The sequence below is a fragment of the Luteimonas campi genome, assembly GCF_051162505.1.
GTDB lineage: Bacteria > Pseudomonadota > Gammaproteobacteria > Xanthomonadales > Xanthomonadaceae > Luteimonas.
Map to the genome: position 1 here is coordinate 905,946 of NZ_JBNWEM010000002.1, position 21,199 is coordinate 927,144.

Annotated in this window: 11 protein-coding genes; 5 read left to right on the top strand and 6 right to left on the bottom strand. The window is 72.5% G+C overall.

What is annotated here, in order from left to right:
* The first annotated feature begins 94 nt into the window (after nt 1-94).
* Nucleotides 95-2,254 carry a TonB-dependent siderophore receptor gene (locus tag ACQYVW_RS08935; RefSeq protein WP_434946738.1) on the top strand — a complete coding sequence of 720 codons (2,160 nt, stop codon included), beginning with the start codon at nt 95-97 and terminating at the stop codon, nt 2,252-2,254.
* Between the two features lie 1,147 nt (nt 2,255-3,401).
* Here the strand turns inward: ACQYVW_RS08935 and ACQYVW_RS08940 are convergent.
* Together ACQYVW_RS08940 and ACQYVW_RS08945 are read right to left on the bottom strand one after the other, a co-directional pair.
* Nucleotides 3,402-3,995 (bottom strand): FMN-binding negative transcriptional regulator, encoded by a 594-nt coding sequence (locus ACQYVW_RS08940; protein ID WP_434935964.1) that lies wholly within the window; start codon nt 3,993-3,995, stop codon nt 3,402-3,404.
* Nucleotides 3,992-4,957 carry an alpha/beta hydrolase fold domain-containing protein gene (locus ACQYVW_RS08945; protein WP_434935966.1) on the bottom strand — a complete coding sequence of 322 codons (966 nt, stop codon included), beginning with the start codon at nt 4,955-4,957 and terminating at the stop codon, nt 3,992-3,994. The genes ACQYVW_RS08940 and ACQYVW_RS08945 overlap by 4 nt, the downstream gene beginning before the upstream one ends.
* A gap of 168 nt (nt 4,958-5,125) precedes the next feature.
* Between ACQYVW_RS08945 and ACQYVW_RS08950 the strand changes: the two genes are divergently transcribed.
* On the top strand, nt 5,126-5,884 hold the full coding sequence (locus ACQYVW_RS08950; protein ID WP_434935967.1) for an AraC family transcriptional regulator: 759 nt from the start codon (nt 5,126-5,128) through the stop codon (nt 5,882-5,884).
* A 108-nt stretch (nt 5,885-5,992) separates the two neighbouring features.
* Here ACQYVW_RS08950 and zapE read toward each other — a convergent pair whose 3' ends face one another.
* The 4 genes from zapE to ACQYVW_RS08970 all read right to left on the bottom strand — a co-directional run bounded on the left by zapE (nt 5,993) and on the right by ACQYVW_RS08970 (nt 10,521).
* Nucleotides 5,993-7,165 (bottom strand): cell division protein ZapE, encoded by a 1,173-nt coding sequence (zapE, locus tag ACQYVW_RS08955; protein ID WP_434946739.1) that lies wholly within the window; start codon nt 7,163-7,165, stop codon nt 5,993-5,995.
* Complete coding sequence (locus ACQYVW_RS08960) at nt 7,158-7,829, bottom strand: alpha/beta hydrolase (protein ID WP_434946740.1); 672 nt, start codon at nt 7,827-7,829, stop codon at nt 7,158-7,160. Before ACQYVW_RS08960 ends, zapE begins: the two co-directional genes overlap by 8 nt.
* Nucleotides 7,830-8,180: 351 nt before the next feature.
* The gene (locus ACQYVW_RS08965) at nt 8,181-9,929 is read right to left on the bottom strand and encodes an ExeM/NucH family extracellular endonuclease (protein WP_434946741.1); all 1,749 of its coding nucleotides are present in this window, start codon (nt 9,927-9,929) and stop codon (nt 8,181-8,183) included.
* Nucleotides 9,930-10,005: 76 nt separating this feature from the next.
* Nucleotides 10,006-10,521 (bottom strand): c-type cytochrome, encoded by a 516-nt coding sequence (locus tag ACQYVW_RS08970; RefSeq protein WP_434936799.1) that lies wholly within the window; start codon nt 10,519-10,521, stop codon nt 10,006-10,008.
* Nucleotides 10,522-10,659: 138 nt separating this feature from the next.
* On the opposite strand from ACQYVW_RS08970, the gene recC reads away from it, so the two are divergent.
* The 3 genes from recC to recD are packed head-to-tail and all read left to right on the top strand — an operon-like array spanning nt 10,660 to nt 20,476.
* On the top strand, nt 10,660-14,157 hold the full coding sequence (gene recC / locus ACQYVW_RS08975; protein WP_434946742.1) for an exodeoxyribonuclease V subunit gamma: 3,498 nt from the start codon (nt 10,660-10,662) through the stop codon (nt 14,155-14,157).
* Nucleotides 14,154-18,338 (top strand): UvrD-helicase domain-containing protein, encoded by a 4,185-nt coding sequence (locus tag ACQYVW_RS08980; RefSeq protein WP_434946743.1) that lies wholly within the window; start codon nt 14,154-14,156, stop codon nt 18,336-18,338. The genes recC and ACQYVW_RS08980 overlap by 4 nt, the downstream gene beginning before the upstream one ends.
* Entirely contained in the window at nt 18,335-20,476 is a 2,142-nt protein-coding gene (recD, locus tag ACQYVW_RS08985; protein ID WP_434946744.1) for an exodeoxyribonuclease V subunit alpha, read from the top strand. The genes ACQYVW_RS08980 and recD overlap by 4 nt, the downstream gene beginning before the upstream one ends.
* The last annotated feature ends 723 nt before the right edge of the window (nt 20,477-21,199 follow it).

Sequence of the window (21,199 nt, forward strand, 5' to 3'; positions counted from 1 at the left end):
CGACGTGATCCGACCCTCGCGGCGCAACCGCATGGCCGTCACACACACATAGTCGGGCTGCACCCGTCTGTCCACGATCCGCCGGAGACCCGCCATGCGCCACCGTCCCCATCGTGCTTCAAGCTGCCGCCGCTCGCGCCGCGGCCTTGCCGTCGCCATCCTCGCCGCGCTCGCCTCCGGCGCGCACGCGCAGGACGCGGGCGGCGTCGCCGAAGAAGCCACCGAGCTCGACCGCATCGTCGTCACCGCACCCAACTATGTTCCCGCGGGCAGCATGACCGCGACCAAGTCCGGCGCGCCGCTGATCGAGACGCCGCAGTCGATCTCGGTGGTCACCCGCGACCAGATCGACCTGCTCGGCTTCACCGACGTACAGCAGGCGATCCGCTACACCTCGGGCATCGTCGGCGAAAACTACGGGCCCGACCTGCGCTTCGATTTCCTGACCCTGCGCGGCTTCACTCCCAAGCAGTACCTCGACGGCCTGCAGGCGCCGATCACCACCACGGTGTTCAACGTCGGCGCCGAGCTGTACGGCTTCCAGGAAGTCGACGTGCTCAAGGGCCCGGCGGCGGTGCTGTACGGCAGCTCGCCGCCTGGCGGCATCTACAACCTCACCAGCCGCCGCGCCGACGATGTGTTCGGCGGCGAACTGGGCGTGCGCGTGGGCAGCGACGATTACAAGCAGCTGCACGGAACGGTGACCGGCCCGATCGGCGAGTCCCTGAGCGCGCGCGCCACCCTGCTGGTGCGTGACCGCGGCTCGCAGACCGAGCACGTGACCGGCGAGCGCACCTTCTTCGCGCCGACCTTCACCTGGACCATCGGCGAGCGCACCAGCCTCACCGGCCTGGCCTATTACCAGAAGGACGCCAACACCGGCGACACCAACGGCTACCTGCCCGCGCACGGCACCCTGCTGGGCAATCCCAACGGCGTGATCCCGCGCGGCCGCAATCTCGGCGAGCCGGACCACAACCGCTACGACCGCAGCCAGACCGGGGTCGGCTGGGACTTCCGCCACGCCTTCAGCGATACGGTCGAGTTCCAGCAGAACGCGAAGTGGTACGAGTACGAGGAGGCGCAGAAGATGGTGTACTCGGCCGGCTTCCAGGCCGATCAGCGCACCGTCAACCGCAACATCTACCCTTGGGGCGAGGAGGTCGACGGCTTCGCCATCGACAGCCGCCTGAGCTTCGGCTTCGGCGGCGCCGGCAGCAGCTCGCGGCACAGCCTGCTGGCCGGCTACGACTATCGCGAGCTGGCCAACCTGGCCCGCTACGGATTCGCCGCAGGTCCCAGCCTCGATGCGTTCAACCCGGTTTACGGCGCGCCGATCGTGGCGCCGCCGCTGTCGATCGTGTTCAACAACCAGCGCGTGCGGCAGGGCGGTCTGTACCTGCAGGACCAGATCCGCTTCGGCGCCACGGTGCTGACGCTGAGCGGCCGCTACGACGACGTGAACCTGCTCAACCGCCAGACCGGCGTGACCACGAAGCAGGACGAGTTCACCTACCGCGTGGGCCTGAACCACGTGTTCGACAACGGCTGGGCCCCGTACGTCAGCTACGGCACCTCGTTCGAGCCGGTGCTCGGCACCGACAGCGTCACCGGCGAAAGTTTCAAGCCCAGCACCAGCGCCCAGATCGAGGCCGGTCTGAAGTTCGACGCGCGCGGCCTGCGCGACCAGGGCGTACGCCTGTTCGCCACGGCGGCGCTGTTCCGCATCCAGCAGGACAACCTGGTCAACGTGCAATCGGGGCAGACGCCGATGTTCGGCCGCCAGATCGGCGAGGTCGAATCGCAGGGCGGCGAGCTCGAGGTGGTGGCGCGCATCCAGGACCAGTGGAGCGTCAACGCTTCCTACAGCTACACGCGGACGGAGGTGGTGCGCGATGCAGGCGGCTTCGCCACCGGCGACCCGCTGCCGACCACGCCCGAGCACAAGCTCACCGCCTTCGTCGACTACACCATCGCGCAGGGTGCGCTCGCCGGGCTGGGCTTCGGCCTGGGCGGCCGCTATCTCAGCGAGTCGGCCGGCAGCCTGGTGACGCAGTGGAACGCGAACGTGCTCTACACCAAGCCGACCACCATCTGGGACGCGATCGTCCACTACGACCGCGACCAGTGGCGCTTCGCGCTCAACGCCAGCAACCTGTTCGACAAGGAGTACGTCGGCCGCTGCTCGGCCATCGCCAACTGCATCTACGGTCAGGGCCGTCAGCTGATGGCGACGGTGACCTGGCGGTTGTAACTCCCGACGCCGCTGGATAGTCGCCGTTGGCTGGCGCGGCTACCGCCTCACCAGTAGTCGATGCGTTCGGGGCGGCCTGCTATCGCCACCTTCGGGTGGACGCCGCGCCCCGTCGGCCGGGGGTCGCTCTCCGCTCGATCACGTCATCCATGGCGTGACTCGCGCGCAGAACATTCATGTTTTGCTTGTCGCGAGCCCCTGCCGTCAAGGCGGCTCGGGGTTGCTTCAGCAGTAACGCCTCGGTGTGCCGCATCCTGAGAGAACGGAAGCGAAGCCGCTACGGAGGGTGCGGACAACTGTCGGCCTCCCCGCGAGCGCGGGGAGCCAGCCGTTCTGCAGAATCAGGCCTTCGGACCGACGCCGCCCCCTGTCGGCCGGGGGTCGCTCTCCGCTCGATCACGCCATCCATGGCGTGACTCGCGCGCAGAACATCCATGTTCTGCTTGTCGCGACCCCCGGCCGCCAGGACGCGGCTCGGGGCTGCTTCAGCTGTGACGCCTCGGTGTGCCGCATCCTGAGAGAGCGGAAGCGAAGCCGCTACGGGGGTGCGAACAACTGTCGTCATCCCCGGGAGCGCGGGAAGCCGGCTGTCCTGCAGAACCAGGGCTTCGGACCGACGCCGCGCCCTGTCGGCCGGGGGTCGCTCTCCACTCGATCACGCCATCCATGGCGTGACTCGCGCGCAAAACATCCATGTTTTGCTTGTCGCGACCCCCGACCGCCAGGGCGCGGCTTATCGCTGCCAGGTCGTGAGGCTTCGGACCCGGACACGCGTCCCCATCCTTGGCCTGGGCTTCGAGTGCAGGCAGAGATCTCTCGCCGAGGCTTTGATCCGATCGGCGGCGCGCGATCGGCCTCGACACCCGAAGCTACGAACATGAAACCGCGACGCCGCAGGGACACGGGCCGGGGTGGCGCAAGCGGCACATGGATGTGCCTCGGCCGCGACTGCGCACAGGGACGTGTGCCCGAGCGGTGCGCTACCCCGGCCCGGGGCCCTGTGGCCGCTCCGAAGCCCGTGTCCCGCCACCACCAACCTCGCGCGCAAACAAATGCACTCCTCCGGAGTGCCTTCAACCCGTCGGGTTATGACATCAATACGGATCCGCGGAGGAGCACGTTCCCGCGGCAGCTCCAGGGGCCGCCATCAATCCTGCCGAAGCCGCAGCATCCACTCCACCAGTGCCGCGTCCCCGTGCCCGGCGACGATCTCGTCGAAGCTTGTTCGCGATTCGTCCTGGCCCAGCTTGAACGTGGCGTGCGCGCCTTGCACGTGCGCACGGAACGCGATCACCTGCTGGCTCAGCTGCGCAAAGCGTGGGCCCATGCGTTCCACCGTCCACGGCTCCGCGCGGTCCCGCTCCAGGTGCGCGGCCAGCTGCCGCAGCGAGGCCTCGGTCTCGTCGGGAACGAACTCCACCAGCGTCTCGAAGCGCGCCACCGCATAGTTCCAGGTCGGGCCCCAGTCCGGCTTCGAGACCAGCCGCGGCGGCACGTAGGCCTGCGGACCCTGGAACAGCACCAGTGCCCGCGGATGCGCCTGCAGCGCCGCATGCAGCGGATTGCGACGCGCCATGTGGCCGAACAGCGACACCACCCTGCCATCGCCATCGCACTCGGCCAGCAGCGGCAGCGGCGTCGCCGCCGCATCGCCCTCGCGCGGTACCAGCCAGGCCAGCGGGTGCGCGCGCACCAGCGCCAGGATGTCCTCCGGCCCGCGCGGATCGAAAGGTCCGTTCATGCCGACAGCGCCCGCCGCAGCCAGGCCGAGGACTCGTCGATCGCGCGGTTGGCCAGGTCGGAGACCGACATCGCCTCGAGGAAGCTGTGGGTCGCGCCCGCGTATTCGCGGGCCTCTACCGGCACGCCCGCATCGCGCAGCGCCGCCGCCATCGCATGGTTGCCGTCGGCGAGGATGTCGCAGGCGGCGATCGCCATGAACGCCGGCGGCAGCCCGCGCAGGTCGGCCAGCAGCGGCATCACCAGCGGATCGCTGCGCTGGCTCTGGTCGGCCAGGTAGTTGTGCCAGAAGCCCTGCATCTCGACGCACTCGAGCATGTAGCGCCCACCATCGTAGCGCGACCACGACGCCGTGGCCCGGTCGCTGAACACGCCGTAGTTGAGCAGCATCGCCGCCACCATGGGCAGGCCCTCGTCGCGCAGGCGCAGCTGGCTGGTGAGCGCGAGATTGGCCCCCGCCGAATCGCCACCTACCGCCATGCGCGAGGGATCGATGCCGTGCGCCGCGCCATGCGCGCGCAGCCAGCCGATCGCCGCCACCGTCTCGTCCTGCGCGCGCGGGTAGCGCGCTTCCGGCGACAGGCTGTAGTCGACGGCCGCGACCGCGACGCCGGCGCGCGCGGCGTACTCGCGCATCAGCCGGTCGTGGGTATCGATGCTGAACAGGGTCCAGCCGCCGCCGTGCAGGTACACCAGCGTGGGCAGCGCCGCGTCGGCGCTCGGGCGCAGGATCCGCACGCGCACGCCGTCGGCATCGACATCCTCGCGCGTGGCCATTTCCGGGCCACCCGTGCCCCACTGTTCGCGCACGCGCGCGGTGATGCGGCGAACATCGTCCAGCGGCAGCCCGTCCAGCGGCGGATGTCCGGCGTAGCCCTCGGCCATGCGCCGCATGAACATACGGAGCTGCGGATCGACGTCGTCCTCTTGCGCCACGTCGTGGCGGGGTCCCTGTGGCTGCATGCGATCTCCTCGTGCGGCGCTACGTTAGCGCCGCAGGCCGGAAGACGGGGTCGGGGACAGGCCGCAGACTCCCGCGGTCGGGCCACTCCCGCGCGTGCTTGCGCCATCGCTGTTGCGCCGGCCGCGCGATTGCGGTGTGATCGGGCGTTCGCCGCCACGCTCCCGCCCATGAAGCACAGCCAGGACTACCCGCTCAAGGCGCGGCCGATGATCGGCCTCGAGGACGAGTACCCGCCTGGCTTCGTCGATCCGCGGCACAGCCATGCGCACGCGCAGTTCCTGTATGCGTCTTCGGGCGTGATGTCGGTGGTCACGCCGGACACCAGCTTCGTGATCCCCCCGCAGCGCGCGCTGTGGCTGCCGGCCGGGATGATGCACGAGGTGTCCTGCCGCGGCGCGGTGTCGCTGCGCACCCTGTACATCGACCCGGTGCACGACATGGCGCCGCACGCCTGCCGCGTGCTGGAGGTCTCCGATTTCCTCAAGGCGCTGGTGCTTGAGGCGGTGAAGTTTCCCGCCGAGTACGACCTCGACGGGCGCGAAGGCCGCATCGTCTGGCTGCTGCTCGACGAGATCCGGCGCATGCCGGGCGCCCCCTACCACGTGCCGATGCCGGCCGAGCCGCGTCTTGCGCGCGTGTGCCAGGCGATCATCGCCAACCCCGCCGACCAGCGCGACATCGATGCCTGGTCGTCGCAGATCGGCATGAGCCGGCGCACCTTCACCCGCGCCTTCAAGCAGGAGCTGGGCATGGGCTTCGCCCTGTGGCGCCAGCAGGTGCGGCTGATGCAGGCGGTATCGCTGCTCGCGGCGGGGCGCTCGATCACCTCGGTCGCCTTCGACGTGGGCTACGAAAGCCCGAGCGCGTTCACCGCGATGTTCCATCGCGCCTTCGGCGAACCGCCAAGCGCGTATCTCGCGCGCTGAGCGCCGGCGCGCCCCCCGTCCAATCGATCGTCGTCGGCGGGACCGCGGGCCGGGCGCCACGTGGCCAGTCCACCCACTGCCCGGCGCCGGCCGGGCAGCGCGGCCCGCTCAGCCGCGGTGCTCGGTCGCCAGGTAGTCCGCGCCCTGCATCTCGATCAGGCGCGAGGCGGTGCGTTCGAACGCGCCGGTCAGCCGATCGCCCGTGTACAGCGCATGCGGCGCCGCGTCCGCGGTGCACACCAGGTTGACCTGGCTGTCGTACAGCTCGTCGACCAGGTGCACGAAGCGGCGCGCGGCGTCGTTGCGCAGGTCGTCCAGCACCGGGATCCCGCCCAGCAGCACGGTGTGGAACTCGCGCGCGATCTCGATGTAGTCGGCATTGCCGCGCGGGCCTTCGCACAGCGCCGCGAAGTCGAACCAGGCCATGTCCTTGCAGCGCGCGCGCACCGGGATGCGGCGGCCGTCGATCTCGATGCCGGCGTCGCGGTGCGCGTCGTCGCCGCCCAGCTCGCGCCAGCGCGTGTCGAGCCAGGCCTCCGAACCCGCGTCCAGCGGCGCGCGGTACACCGGCGAGCGGGTCAGCGCGCGCAGCCGGTAGTCGGTGTCGCTCACCAGGTGCACCACTTCGCAGTGCCGCTGCAGCAGGTCGATCGCGGGCAGGAAGCGCGCGCGCTGCAGGCCGTCCTGGTACAGCTCCGGTGGGTCGACGTTGGACGTGGTCACCAGCACGATGCCCTCGGCGAACATGCGCTCGAGCAGCCGCGCCAGGATCATCGCGTCGCCGATGTCGTTGACGAAGAACTCGTCCAGCACCAGCACGCGCATCCGCCTGCGCCACTCGCGCACGATCGTCGCCAGCGGATCGCGTTCGCCGGCGTGGGCGCGCAGCTGCGCGTGCACGCTGCGCATGAAGCGGTGGAAGTGGGTGCGGCGCTTGCCGGCAGGCCCGCGCACCGGCGCCGGCTGCGGCAGCGCGCCGCTGGCCAGGGCCGCGCCACGCACCTCGGGCAGGGGCAGGCCGGCGTAGAACAGGTCGACCAGGAAGGTCTTGCCGCGACCCACGCCGCCCCACAGGTACAGGCCCTGCGGCGCGTCGGCGCGGCCCGTGCCCAGCAGGCGCGCCATCAGGCCGAAGCGTGGCTCGGGTTGCGACAGGGCGGCGTGGATGCGGTCGAGCGCCTGCAACGCCCCGCGCTGCGCCGGATCGTCGCTCCATTCGCCGCGTTCCACGCCGGCGCGGTAGTGCGCCGACGGCGTCGCCGCCGCATCCGGCTCACGCATCGGCAGTCGGCAGGTAGGCGCGCACGCCGTGCTTGATCGCGCCGCGCAGGTCGATCAGCTTGCGGTGGAAGAAGTGGCTGGTATCGGGCATGCGCACCAGTTCGGCCTGGGCGCCGGTCTGTTCCAGCCAGTCGTACACCGCCTGGGGATCGACGATTTCGTCGGCCTCGCCCTGGATCACCAGCCAGGGCATGGTCGGCAGGGTGAGGGCTTCGAAATCCCAGCGCCCTGCCGGCGGCGCGATCGAGATCAGCAGCGCCGGCGCCAGTTCGGCCGCCGCGCGCAGCGAGACATAGGCGCCGAAGCTGAAGCCGGCCAGCCACAGCACGTGCCCGGGGCGCTGCGCGCGGACCCAGGCCGCCACCGCGCGCAGGTCGTCGAGCTCGCCCTCGCCATTGTCGAAGCTTCCCTCCGACTGCCCGGTGCCGCGGAAGTTGAAGCGCACCGTGGTCGCGCCCGACTCGCGCAGCGCGCGCGCGGCCATGGTCACGACCTTGTTGTGCATGCTGCCGCCCTCGGTGGGCAGCGGATGGCAGACGATCGCCACCAGCGGCAGCGCCGCGGCCTCGCCTTCGGGCGGATCGACCGCCACCTCGAGCGCGCCGGCGGGGCCGGGGAGCCGCAGGGTGCCGCCTTCGGCGGGCATGTCGGGAAGCGGGGACATGGGCAGCATGATACCCGCGTGGTCAGTTGGGGCCGGTGAGTGTGTGCGCGAGCCGGCCGGGCGGGGCCGGTCGGTGCGCGGCTCCCCACCGCGGCGTCGTGCCGGGCCACCAGCACTCATCCGCGCACCTTGTGGAGGTGCGCTTGCGCGCGAAAGGCATTTGCGACCAAGGTCGCTCCCACAAGATGGCTGGACGTCTCGCCCCTACGGGCCATCGCTGCCTGTGGGAGCGCGCTTGCGCGCGAAAGGCTCGCGACCGATGTCGCTCCCACAATGCTCCCAGACAGGGTCGCTGCTACAGACCAGTCGCACGTGGCGCGGACTTTCGAAGGGGAGACGGTGCGCCGGCCGCTACAGCTCCAGCCCCACCAGCAGCGGGTCGTGGTCGGAGCTGCGCCACGGCAGGCCCGCCACATTCCCGTCTTTGCGGTCGCCGGCGGCGGACGGCTCGTCGGCATTGCTGTGCCAGATCGCCGCGCCCTGTCGCCGCGCCGCCAGCGCCGGGCTCAGCAGCACGTGGTCCAGGCGCCCGGCCAGGCCATCGAAGACGAAGCTGTGCGGTGCCGTCTCCGGGCCGGACAGGGCATCGACCCAGCCCCGCTCGCGCAGGAACTGCAGCGGCTCTTCCTGCGCGTAGGCGTTCAGGTCGCCGACGATCGCCGCCAGATCGCTGCCGCTTCCCGTCGGGTCGCTGGCCAGCCACTGGTCCAGCCGACGCGCCGACTCCACCCGCACGGGGTTCCAGCAGGCCTGGCCGTCGCCCTGGTCGGCGTTCGCGCCGCTGGCTTCGCCGCAGCCCTTGGACTTGAAGTGGTTGGCCACCACCACGAAGGCCGGTCCGGCGTCGCGCCCCTGCGCCAGCGGCACGAAGGCCTGCGCCAGCGGCACCCGGCTGTTGCGGCCGAAAGGCCCGGAGTGCAGGGTCGCCGCCTGGCCTAGCGGGCGCAGGCGCGTACTGCGGTAGAGGATGCCCACCCGGATCGCGTCGTTGCCCGGACCCTGGCCGGTACTCACCGCGCGCCAGTCGCCGCCGCCGGCATTGAGCGCCGCCACCAGCTGGGCAAGCGCCGAGTCCGCGCCGTCGCCGTCGTTCTCGAGCTCCATCAGCGCGGCCACGTGCGGGTCGAGCGCGCGCAGCGTGGCCACGGCGCGCTCCAGCTGCGCCTGCCACTGCGCCGGCGTGCGCGCCCCGCGCGGGGTCGGGAAGCCGCCACCGCGGCCGTCGCCATTGAACAGGTTGCCGAGGTTGAACGCGGCCAGGCGCACCCGCCCCGGCACGGACGGGGCCGCCGGACGCGGCGCGGCTTCGATCCGCGGGGTGGCGGTCAGCTGCAGGCGCCATTCGCCCCAGCGCTGGTCGACGATGCCCTCGGCGCCGTGCACCAGGCTGCCCGAGCGCGGCGCCGGCTGGCCGTCGAGATACCAGATCCGGCGCGGGCGCTCGCGCGCCATCGCGTCGTCCAGCAGCAGCCGGCGACGCGCGTTGTCTGCGGCGATGCGCTCGGCTTCCGGCCCTGGCGGCGCCACTTCGGTGGGCGTGCGCAGCCGCTCGCCGAATCCGGCGTGCAGCACGCCGCGGCGCGAGAGCTCGTGCTGTCCGCCGATGGTGAGCGGCGCATCGATGCGCACTCGCATGCCTTCCAGCCGCTCCCAGTCCGCCGGAGGGGCGTGCAGCACCAGCGGCGCCACCTCGCCCCGGCCCAGCACCTCGATCGCACTGGCCTGCAGCGAGGTCAAGGTGCCGCGGCCGCGTTCGCCATGCTCCACCACCTGCCCCTGGACGCGCACGCGGTCGCCGCTGCGCAGTTCCGGCGCGGCCTCGGACACCACGAACAGGGCATCGGAGGTGGCCTCGTCGCCGTCGCCGGTGTCCTGCACGAACCAGCCGCCCAGGTGCTCACCGAAGTTGCCGGTCACCACGCCCTCGATGGCGACGCTGCGGTCGAGCAGGGGGCTGGTCTCGCCGTCGCCCTGCACCTGGCCGATGGCCAGCACGCCCTCCGCCCGCGGCGGCGCCGCCGGGGTTTCGACGGCCGGGGTACCGCAGCCGGCCAGCAGGGCGGCCAAGACGATCGAAGGGGCGGGGCGGGGCAGGGTCATGGGGCGGTCCTCGGGGCGCGGACACGAAAACGCCGCCCTGGGGCGGCGTTTTCGGCAACCGCGCTGGGCGGGCAGGTTACTGCAGGTTGGCGACCATCCAGTCGACCGTGGCTTGCATCTGCTCGACCGTCAGCGCGGGGTTGCCGCCCTTGGCCGGCATCACGCCGGTTTCGCCGGTGAAGCCTTCGATCGAATGGCGGTACAGGGTCTCGGTGCCCTGGGCCAGGCGCGCGGTCCACTGGGCGCGCGCCAGGGTCGGTGCGCCACCGGCGCCGGAGGCGTGGCAGCCCGCGCACAGGTTCTGGTAGATCACCGAACCGTCCAGGGTGCCGCCATAGGCGACCTGCGAGGCGGCCTGCGCGGCAGCGGCGGCGGCCGCGGCGGCCTGTGCGGCGGCACCGGTGCTGCCGGCATAGACCGCGCCCGACGGCGCGATGCGGTTTTCCGTGCGCTTGGCCGCGGCCGGATCCACTTCCGGCGGCAGCGCCCGGTGCAGGAACACGGCCGCGATGATCAGGCCCAGCGTCAACAGCGCCAGGAAGCCGATCACCATCGAGAAGCGCTTGAGGAATTCGAGGTCGTAATTGCGCACGAAAGCACCCTTGGCCCGCGGCAGACGGAGCCGCAGCTAGCCCCGCAGTATAAACACCAAAGCCCGCCGGACCCACCCCGGGCTATCGCAAGCCGCGTCTCCGGGGGCGAGACCGGTTCCTGCACAATGCCCGGGCCCATGCACAACGACGCCCGGACCGACTTCCGCCTCTACCACTCCAATGCCCTGGACGTGCTGGCGGGGCTGCTCGCCAACGAGCTGCGCACGCCGGTGCCGGGCCAAGGCCTGCTGGAGCCGGAGGTGGTGCTGATCCCGCAGGTCGCGCTGCGCCGCTGGCTGCAGGCCACGCTGGCACAGGCGCACGGGGTGGCCGCCAACCTCGAATTCCTCACCCCCGGCGAGTTCGTGCAGCGCGCGCTGGATGCCAACGTGCCGGGCAGGGGCGAGGACCTCGACGCCGCCGCGCTGCGCTGGCGCATCCACGCCGCGCTGGCCGACCCGGCCGTGCTGCGCGAGCGCGCGCTGCAGCCGCTGCGCACCTACCTGCAGGACGCGCCCGATCCGCTCAAGGCCTGGTCGCTGTCGGGCGAACTCGCCCAGGCCTTCGAGAAGTACAAGGCCTGGCGCCGCGAGTGGCTGCTGGGCTGGGAGGCGGGCGAGGCGCCGCTGGATCCGCAGGCCGCGCTGTGGCGGCGCGTGGCCGGCGGCACGCGGCATCGCGCGCGGCGCATCCACGAGTACCTGCAGGGCTTCGCCGATCCGGAGTCGCCGCTGCCGGCCGGCCTGCCCCGGCGGCTGTTCGCCTTCGCCATCCTCAACGTCTCGCCCGACGTGTTGCGCGTGATCGCCACCCAGGCGCGCGTGGGCACCCTGCACCTGTACGTGCCCTCGCCCAGCCGCGACTACTGGGGCGACCTGCAGCGCGTGCGCGGCGGCGATCCCGACGCGGCCTCCGGCGAGAACCCGCTGCTGCGCGCCTGGGGTGCGGCCGGGCGCGACTTCATGGCGGTGCTGGGCAGCTACGAGGTGGTGCATCCGGACCTGGAGATCCGGGGCGATGCCGATCCGGGCGAACGGCCGGGCCCGGAGCCGGGTTCCACAGGCGCCGCCCGACGCGACGACGGCGGCCATGTCGACGCCGCGGCCGGGAGCGATGCCGGCCCCGCCTTCGACCCCGGCCTGCTGCGACGCCTGCAGTCGGACCTGTTCCACCGCCGCGCGACGCCGGGCTTCGCACTGCGGACGGCCGTAGACAAGGCCGACCCCAGCCTGCAGCTGCACGCCTGCCATACCCGCCTGCGCGAACTGCAGGTGCTGCACGACCAGCTGCGCGCGCTGTTCGAGGATCCGCGCTTCGACCCGCCGCTGCAGCCGCGCGAGGTCGCGGTGCTGGCGCCGGACATCGATCCCTACCTGCCCTACCTCGACGCGGTGTTCGGCGGTCGCGGCCGCGGCGACGCCATCCCCTATGCCGTGGCCGACGCCAGCCCGCTGGCCGGCGAGCCGCTGGCCGAGGTGTTCCTGCGCCTGCTGGCGCTGCCGGTGGCGCGCTTCGGCCTGGTGGAGACGCTGGACCTGCTCGCCAGCCCGCCGCTGGCCGAGGCCGCCGGGCTCGACGCCGCCGCGTTCGAGCGCCTGCACGCCTGGCTGCACGCCGCCGGCGCGCGCTGGGGCATCGACGCCGCCCACCGCGCGCGGCTGGATGCGCCCGGCGACGACGCCTACACCTGGGCTTTCGCGCTCGACCGCCTGCTGCTCGGCCACGCCACCGGCAGCGATGCGCCGATCGCGGCCACCGGCGACCGGCTGGTCGCGCCGATGCCGGAACTCGAAGGCAGCGCGCTCGACGCGCTCGACACCCTAGTGCGTTTGCTGCGCGTACTGGCGCGCCATGCCCGCGCGCTGGACGACACGCTGCCGCCGGATGCCTGGCGTGAGCGCCTGCTGGGCCTGCTCGACGCGCTGCTGCCGCGTCCGCCGTCGGCGCCGTCCACGCGTCGCGCGCTCGAGCGCCTGCGCAGCCTGGTCGATGCCTTCGCAAGCGACGCGCGCCGCGCCGGTGTCGACACGCCGGTGGCGGCCGAGATCGTGCGCGCGCATTTCGCCGCCGCGCTGTCGGAGGCCGACACCCGCGCGCCGCTGCTCACCGGCGGCGTGAGCGTGGCGCGCATGGTGCCGATGCGGTTGCTGCCGTTCCGCGCGATCTGCCTGCTGGGCATGGACGACGGCGCCTTCCCGCGCCGCGACCCCGCCGGCGGCATCGACCGGCTGGCGTCCGACGTGGCCAAGGGCCTGCGCCTGCGCGGCGACCGCTCCACCCGCGACGACGACCGCTTCTTGTTCCTGCAGCTGTTCGCCGCCGCGCAGGACGTGTTCTACGTGAGCTGGCAGGGCGCCGATCCGCGCGACGGCAGCCTGCGCGAACCCTCGGTGCTGGTCGCCGACCTGCTGGCGGCGGCCGATGCGCAGCACGTGCCGGAGGCGAAGGCCGAACAGGCGCTGGTGGTGCGGCATCCGCTGCAGCCGTTCGCGCCGGCCGCGTTCGGCGGCGAGGCCGAGCCGCGGCGCTTTTCCTACAGCGCGCAGTGGTGGCCGGCCGCGGCGCAGCCGACTGCCCGGCGCGCGCCGCTGCCGCCGTGGTTCGACGGTGATGCGCTGGCGCCGCTGGACGATGGCGAGGCGGTGGATACCGTCGTCGCTGGAACCGGGCGCGTCGGCACGACCGTCCATCCCGCGACGCTGTCGCTCGACGAGCTGCGCCGCTTCCTGCAGGCGCCCGCCGAGGCGTTCCTGCGCCAGCGCCTCGGATTGCGCCTGGCCGAGGTCGAAGACCTCGACGAGGACATCGAGCCGCTCCTCGCACCCGGCCGCGGCTTCGAGCGCCAGCGGCTGCAGAAGGCGGTGTTCGATGCCGTGCTGCGCGGCGACGACGATGCCAGCACCCATGCGCTGCTGCGCGCGCGCGGACTGCTGCCGTCCGGGCCGCTGGGCAGGCGCGCGCTCGAGCAGATGCGTGCCCAGGTCGATCCCTATGCGCTGGCCTTCGGCGGCTGGCGCGGCGATGCCACGGCCGAGGCGCAGCGGCTCGAGATCGCGCTCGACGGCGCCACCCTGCACGGCCGCGTCGGCGACATATACGACCACGGCATCGTGCGCGTGCGCTTCGACCCGCCCGCCGGCCAGTCCGCGATCCGCAACGGCCTGGACTGGCTGCTGGCCAGCGCCGCGGGCCTGGACAAGCCCTTGGTCGAATTCCACGAGGACCGCGACCTCGGCGCCGGCCCGCACCTGCGTCCGCCGCTCGATCCCGCGCAGGCGCGCGCGGTGCTGCGCAGGCTCGTCGCCCTGCGCGAGGCCGGCCTGCGCAGCCCGCTGCCGTTCGCCCCCTACAGCGGCTGGGAGCTCTTCCGCGCCGGCGACCTGCGCAAGGGGCTGGAGGCGGCGGCGAAGAAGTGGCACGGCAGCGACTTCGGCTGGGCCGAAAGCAGCGGCGAGGCGTTGCGCCTGGCGCTGCGCGGCCGCGACCCCTTCCGCGACGAGGCCCTGCAGGTCGCCTTCATCGACCTGGCGATGGGCATCTACCTGGCCGTGGTGAAGGGCGAGCTCTACACCGGCACCGACCCGGCCGCGCTGCACGCGCTTGCCGATGCGCTCGACGTGGAGGAGGCCGAATGAGCGCCGACCTCGACGCCAGGACGGTCGCCTCGCGCGATCCCTACCTCGGCCTCGCGCTCGACGGCATCCACGCCATCGAGGCCTCGGCCGGCACCGGCAAGACCTTCACCCTCGCCACGCTGGTGGTGCGCCTGGTGGTCGAACGCGGCCTGCGCGTGGGCCAGGTGCTGGCGGTGACCTTCACCGAAGCCGCCACCCAGGAGCTGCGCAGCCGCATCCGCGCGCGCCTGCTGCTGGCCTGCGAACTGGTGGGCGCGTCGCCCGCCGCCGACGCCGCGCCGGACACCGAACTCACCCAGGCCGTGCTCGAGGCGCACCTCGCGCAGGGCGGCGAGACCGCGGACGCGCTGCGCCGCCGTCTGCACGCCGCCGCCAACGACATCGACCTCGCGGCCATCTTCACCATCCATGGCTTTTGCGCCCGCGTGCTGCGCGAACACGCGCTGGAAGCCGGCCAGGCCTTCGACGCGCCCGAGCTGCTCACCAGCGACGCGCCGCTGTTCGAGGCCATCGCCGCCGACCTCTGGCGCGCGCACGGCCGCGATCCCGAATCGGCCGACGACCTGCTCGCGCTGTGGCCGGGCGGCCCGGGCGCGCTGGCCTGCGACCTGCCGCTGCTGGTGCGCGAACGCACGCTGCGCCCCACGCTGGCCGAACTGCCCGAGGACCCCGCGCCGCGCCTCCATGCAAGCGGCGAAACGCTGGCCGAATCCTTCCGCGCGCACGGCGAGGAGTTCCGTGCGGCCATGGTGTCCGCGGTCGAGAACAAGGTGCTCAGTGGCACGAGCTACAAGGCCGCCTGGATTTCCGAACTGTTCGACGCGCTGCACGCGTGGTGCCACGCAGGTGCGCGCGGCGCGCCGTTCCAGCATGCAAAGCTTGCCAACCTGAAGCGCGATGCCCTGGCCGAGAAGACGAACAAGCCCAAGAAGGGCATTGTCTGGCAAACGCCCGATTCGCCGATCTGCGACGCCATCCCTGCCTACCTCGACGCACTGACCGCCATGGCCGAATGGCAGGACGCGCGTCGCGTCGAACTGCTGCACCGCCTGCGCGATGATGCCCGCCAGCGCGTCGCCCGCGCCAAGCGCCAGCAGCGCGTGCAGACCTACGACGACCTGATCGACCGCGTCGCCGACGCCATCGACGGCCCGCACGCCGCCGACCTGGTCCAGCGCCTGCGCGCCCAGTACGCGGTGGCCCTGGTCGACGAGTTCCAGGACACCGACGCGCGCCAGTGGCGCATCTTCGACCACTTGTTCGGCGCCGCCGGCGCCACGCTGCACGGCCAGGCGCCGGCGCTGTTCGTGATCGGCGATCCCAAGCAGGCGATCTACGGTTTCCGCGGCGGCGATGTCGAAACCTATCTCGCCGCGCGCGAGACCGCGCGCGAGGCGCCCCCGCTGTCGAGCAACTTCCGCTCGCGCCCGTCCGTGCTGCGCGCGGTCTCGGCGCTGTACGCGCAGGCGCAGATCGCGTCGGAAGAGGAGCCCGGCGTGCCGCCGCCCTTCATCGATCCCCGCATCGGGTTCCGCGAAGTGCAGCCCGGCGGCCTGCGCCGCGACGACGACTTCCTGCGCGACGGCACGCCGGCGCCCGCGCTCACCATCTGGCGCGCGCCGCCGCCCGAGGAAGTCGACAGCAAGGGCAAGCCCAGGCCCCACAAGGCCGGCCGCTCGCGCGAACTCGCCACCAGCGCCTGCGTCGCCGCCATCCACCGCGTGCTCTGCGATGCGCGCGCGGGCAGGGCCAGCATCGAAGGCCGCCCGGTGCAGCCGGGCGACATCGCCGTGCTGGTGCGCAGCCACAACGAGGCCACGCGCATCCGCCATGCGCTGGCGATGGCCGGCATCCCCGCCGTCGCCGCCGGCAGGCAGAGCCTGTTCGCCACGCCCGAGGCGCGCGACCTGCACGCCCTGCTGCTGGCCCTGCTGCACGGCGCCGACGACGGGCGCCTGCGCATGGCGCTGTCCACCGTGCTGGTGGGCCTGGATGCCGCCGCCATCGCCGCGCTCGATACCGACGGCGAAGCGTTGCGCCAGTGGCAGCTGCAGGCGCTGGAGTGGCGTGAGCAGGTGGAGCGCCGGCGCGTGTTCGCCCTGGTCAACGCGCTGTGCGCGCAGCACGCCGGCCGCCTGCTGGGCCTGCTCGATGGCGAGCGGCGCCTCACCAATTACCTGCAGCTGGCCGAGCTGCTGCAGGACGCGCAGGCGCGCACGCTGGGCCTGCATGGCCTGGTGGACTGGCTGGCCACCGCCATCGCCGAGGCCAATGCCGCCGACGAGAGCCAGCTGCTGCGCCTGGAGTCCGATGCGCACCGCGTGCAGGTGGTGACCCTGCACAAGAGCAAGGGCCTGGAATACCCGCTGGTGTTCCTGCCCTTCGCCGCCATCGGCGCGCATGCGCGCAGTCCCGGTCAGCGCGCCGTGGTCAACGGCGATGACGGCCGCGTGCTGCACTGGAAGTTGCTGGCCTCGCGCTCGGGCTGGGACGCCGCGAGGGACGCCTGGACGCTGGCCCAGCGCGCCGAGGACGCGCGCCTGCTCTACGTCGGCCTGACCCGCGCGCGCCACGCGCTGTGGCTGGCCAGCGGCGTGTTCTGCAACTTCGACCGCTCGCCGCTGCAGCACATGGTGGCCAGGCCCGATGCGCTGCAGCTGGCGCTGGGCGAAGCCGTCGCCATCGACGAAGCGCTTCCGCCCGACGCGCTGCCCTGGCTGCCGCCGGCCGCCGCCGAGCCCGTGCCGCCCGCGCGCACCGCCGAGCGCCCGCTGGCCAGCGACTGGTGGGTCTACAGCTTCACCCAGCTGGCCAACGCCGACGGGCAGGACGACACGGCCGCCAGCGCCACCCAGCCGGTGGAAGGCGGACAGGACGAACCTGTCGATGAGGCGGACGTCCGCATGGGCCTGGTCGCGGTCATCGACGAGGGCGGGCGCACCGCGACGGAATTCGGCCCGGTCGCGGGCGCGGGATTCCGCGGCGCCCTGGAGCCAGCGCCAGGCGCCAGCGCGGGCCGGGACACCGGAGCCGATGCGGCCACCGCCGACCTTCACGGCGACGGTGATCCAGCGTCCCGCGGCGACGCGAGCGACGGGGATGACTTCGAAACCGGTCCAGCCGCCGGTGCAGGCCGAAGCAGCACCCCGCACGAGGCGCACGCCGGCACCACCGCCGACGCCTTCGACCCACGCTTCGCCGGCACCCGCTTCGGCGTGGTGCTGCACGACGTACTGGAGCGCGCCGACTTCGCGGGCTGGTCCGCGTGGACGCCCGGCGCGCCCGCGCCCACGCGCGAGGACGCCGAACTGATCGCCGAGCGCCTGCGCGCCGGCGGCTATTCCGCCGAAGACATCGACGACGGCGTCGCCACGCTCACGCCGCTGATCGGCCACACGCTGACCGTGGCCCTGCCCGAAGGCGTGCGCCTGGCCGACCTGCCCGCGCAGCAGCGCCGCCCCGAGATCGAATTCCAGTTCGCGCTCGCGCCCACCCGCGTCGACGCACTGCTCGACCTGCTGCACCGCCACGGCCTGCTCACCGCGCGCCAGGGCTTCGGTACGCGCCGCCGGCTCGAAGGCCTGATGACCGGCCTGATCGACCTGACCTACCTGCACGACGGCCGCTGGTACGTGCTCGATTACAAGTCCAACCGCCTGCCGGGCTACGGCCCCGCGCATCTGATGGAGGCCATAGCCCACAGCGAGTACGACCTGCAGGCGCTGCTCTACACCCTGGCCCTGCATCGCTGGCTGCGCTTCCGCCTCGGCGCGGACTACGACTACGACCGCGACTTCGGCGGCGTGCGCTACGTGTTCTGCCGCGGCCTCGACGCCACGCGCAACGATGCGCAGGGCGTGCAGATGGGCCGAGGCGCGCACGCGATTGAAGCGACGCAGACGCAGGGAGGCACGCAAACGGAAGCGGTGCGAGCGGGCGCAGCAGCGCAAGCGAGCGATGCGTCGCAAACAGGCGACGCGATGCGAACAGGCGGCGCGGCGCAGTCGACCGGAGCGGTGCACGCAAGCACAGCGGTGCAAGGCGTACAGGCCTGGCGCTTCGATCCCGAACTGGTCGACGCACTTGACGCCCTGTTCGCCGGCCTTGAGCCCCTCTCCCACCGGGAGAGGGGTTGGGGTGAGGGTAAGTCGGAGCCGCGCCAGGATCGGACGCCCACATGAACACCACGCTCCCGCTCTTCCCCGAAGGCCGGCCCATCGAGCCGACGGCCGCCGCTCCCGATGCGCGCGGCCCCGACCAGGCGAGCGACCAACGCGATCAGCGCGACGCCGCAGCACCGCCCGACCACACCCGCGGCCTCCTGCAGCAACTCGCCAAAGCCGGCGCCCTGCGCACCCTCGACCACGCCCTGGCGCAAAGCCTGCGCCGCCTCGATCCCGACACCCCCGACACCGTCCTCGCCGCCGCCGCCCTGGCCTCGCTCGCCGTCGCATCGGGCCACGCCGGCTTCGACCTGGCCGAACCACAGCGCCTGGTCGAGGCATCCATCGACTGGCCCACGCCGCACGCCTGGCAGGCCGCGCTGTCGTCCTCGCGCTGGGTACACCAGCCCACCGCCGACGATACCGAATCCGTTCCCGACGCCCCGCTGGTCTACGAACACGGCCTGGTCTATCTGCGCCGCTATCGCGAATACGAGCGCCGCCTCGCCGCCGGCCTGCGCCGCATCGGCAACGCCGCGCCAGCGCCCTCCGCCGCTGCGCCTGCGTCGGCCACCTCCGGTGAAGCCGTACCGCCCTCTCGCATCGCGGGATTGGATCGGGAAGAGGCCACGACGCCTGCTCTCCCTCTCGCGGGAGAAGATGCCCGAAGTGCAGACGGCGGCAACCCCGCGCCACCCACCGACGACCTCCAGACCCAGGCCGTCGCCGCCGCCCTCCACCACAGCCTGCTGCTGGTCACCGGCGGCCCCGGCACCGGCAAGACCACCACCATCGCCCGCATCCTGGTGGCGCTGATCGCCCAGGCGCGCGCCGCCGGCGCCCCGCCGCCGCGCATCGCCCTGGCCGCACCCACCGGCCGCGCCGCCGAGCGCATGGCCGAAAGCGTGCGCAACGCCGTGCAGTCCCTGCCCGCGCTCGCCGCCGACCCCGCGCTCGCCGCCCACCTGCCCACCAGCGGCACCACCCTGCACCGCCTGCTCGGCACCATTCCCGACTCGCCCAGCTTCCGCCACCACGCCGACAACCCGCTGCCCTTCGACGTGGTGGTGGTGGACGAAGCCTCGATGATCGACCTGCCGCTGATGGCCAAGCTGGTCGAAGCCGTCCCCGACGGCGCCCGCCTGGTCCTGCTCGGCGACCCCGACCAGCTGCCCTCGGTTGAAGCCGGCGACGTGCTCGCCGGCATCCTCGCCGCCGCCGATCGCATCTCCACCGCCCCCGCAAGCCCCACCTCGCCCGCAGACCCCACCTCGCCGGCAGCTCCCACCTCCCCCGCGAGCGGGGGAGGTCGCGCCAAAGGCGCGGGTGGGGGCGCTCTCCCTCCAGCCGCTACGACATCCACCTTCCCCGCCCACCACATCCACCTCACCCGCGGCTACCGCCAGAGCGCCGCCCTCGACCTCGCCCCCCTCGCCGCCGCCGTGCGCGAAGGCGACAGCAACACGGCGCTGGACCTGCTGCGCAGCGGCCAGCTCCCCGGCGTGCACTTCCACGAAGGCAACGCCGATCCCCTGCAGACGCACCGCGACCACCTGCTCACCCACTGGACCGCCCTGGCAGAGGCCACCGATCCGACCGAAGCCCTCGCCCGCGCCGGCGCCCTGCGCATCCTCACCGCCGTGCGCGAAGGCCCCCAGGGCGCACGCAACCTCAACGCCCGCATCGAAGACCTCCTCGCCGGCACGCGCCGCGGCGCCGGCCCTGCCTCCACCGCCCGCCGCTACTTCCACGGCCGCCTGCTGCTCATCACCGAGAACAGCTACCGCCACCGCCTGTTCAACGGCGACATCGGCATCTGTCTCGACGACGCCAGCGGCACCCTGATGGCCTGGTTCCCCGGCGACGACCCGCACAATCCGCGCCCCTTCCACCCCGCCGCGCTGCCCGCCCACGACAGCGCCTTCGCCATGACCGTGCACAAGGCGCAGGGCAGCGAATTCGACAAGGTGTGGCTGGTACTGCCGCAGCGCGACAACCGCGTGCTGTCGCGAGAGCTTGTGTATACGGGGATGACGCGGGCGCGGCGCGAACTGCATGTAGCGACACGGGAAAGCGTGATCCGCGAGGCGCTCGCACGGCACGCAGGTCGATGGTCGGGGTTGGGGCGGCGGTTGGGTGGCAACGCGGCAGGCTGAAGACCCGCGCAGGCACGCGGGAGCAGGAAAGGAGCGAAGGAGTGGACAAGGGTCCGTGCACAACCTCACCTTGCCTTCGACGCGCATGCCATCGAGCCTCCGTCCAGGCTGATGCCGATATCGCCGTTGAACAGGCGCGGGCGGTTGCTGTTCCCGTGAGCAACAACAGGCGGGCGTGGAAGTGGCGATGGATGGCGGCATGCCAACCCCGGGCGTCGGCCCCACCGACATTCACCCGCGCCCGCAGCAGCGGCATCTGGCCGTCAACGAAGCCGTGTTTCGCTCGTGTATCCCGACCGCAGGCCGCTGTTGGCGACCACGCGTTGAGCGTGGCGGATCAACGCAGTCGGGGCCATTCGTCCCTCATGATCGGAACTGGCCCGGAACCTGCGTTGCTCCGACCGCGTCGTCGCGATGGCGCCTGCGGCCAATGCCCGGTATTGGGCGAGGTGCGTGCCTGGCGATGTGGCCGCGTCGCCTGGTGAACCAAACGCCTGGACCATGCCGCGGACGCGCGGCCAGGGCTCGATCAGCGGCGGCCCTGCACCGAGTCGACGAAAGGATGGTCGGCCTGTCCATCATCGAGGCAGAACGCAGTAACCGGTGCGCTGCGCCTCGCAGCGTTCGATTCGGCGCACCTGGGAGAAGGGTGGGCCATACAGGCAGCGCCGGCATTGGTGCCGCGGGACCGGCGCTCACGCGGGCGCGCATGTCCAGGCCGGC

Excerpts from the sequence above, each read along its gene's own strand:
- recD (WP_434946744.1), top strand. The coding sequence starts at position 18,335 with ATGAACACCACGCTCCCGCTCTTCCCCGAAGGCCGGCCCATCGAGCCG.
- ACQYVW_RS08960 (WP_434946740.1), bottom strand. The coding sequence starts at position 7,829 with ATGTCCCCGCTTCCCGACATGCCCGCCGAAGGCGGCACCCTGCGGCTC.
- ACQYVW_RS08945 (WP_434935966.1), bottom strand. The coding sequence starts at position 4,957 with ATGCAGCCACAGGGACCCCGCCACGACGTGGCGCAAGAGGACGACGTC.
- ACQYVW_RS08980 (WP_434946743.1), top strand. The coding sequence starts at position 14,154 with ATGAGCGCCGACCTCGACGCCAGGACGGTCGCCTCGCGCGATCCCTAC.
- zapE (WP_434946739.1), bottom strand. The coding sequence starts at position 7,165 with ATGCGTGAGCCGGATGCGGCGGCGACGCCGTCGGCGCACTACCGCGCC.
- ACQYVW_RS08940 (WP_434935964.1), bottom strand. The coding sequence starts at position 3,995 with ATGAACGGACCTTTCGATCCGCGCGGGCCGGAGGACATCCTGGCGCTG.
- ACQYVW_RS08935 (WP_434946738.1), top strand. The coding sequence starts at position 95 with ATGCGCCACCGTCCCCATCGTGCTTCAAGCTGCCGCCGCTCGCGCCGC.
- ACQYVW_RS08950 (WP_434935967.1), top strand. The coding sequence starts at position 5,126 with ATGAAGCACAGCCAGGACTACCCGCTCAAGGCGCGGCCGATGATCGGC.
- ACQYVW_RS08965 (WP_434946741.1), bottom strand. The coding sequence starts at position 9,929 with ATGACCCTGCCCCGCCCCGCCCCTTCGATCGTCTTGGCCGCCCTGCTG.
- recC (WP_434946742.1), top strand. The coding sequence starts at position 10,660 with ATGCACAACGACGCCCGGACCGACTTCCGCCTCTACCACTCCAATGCC.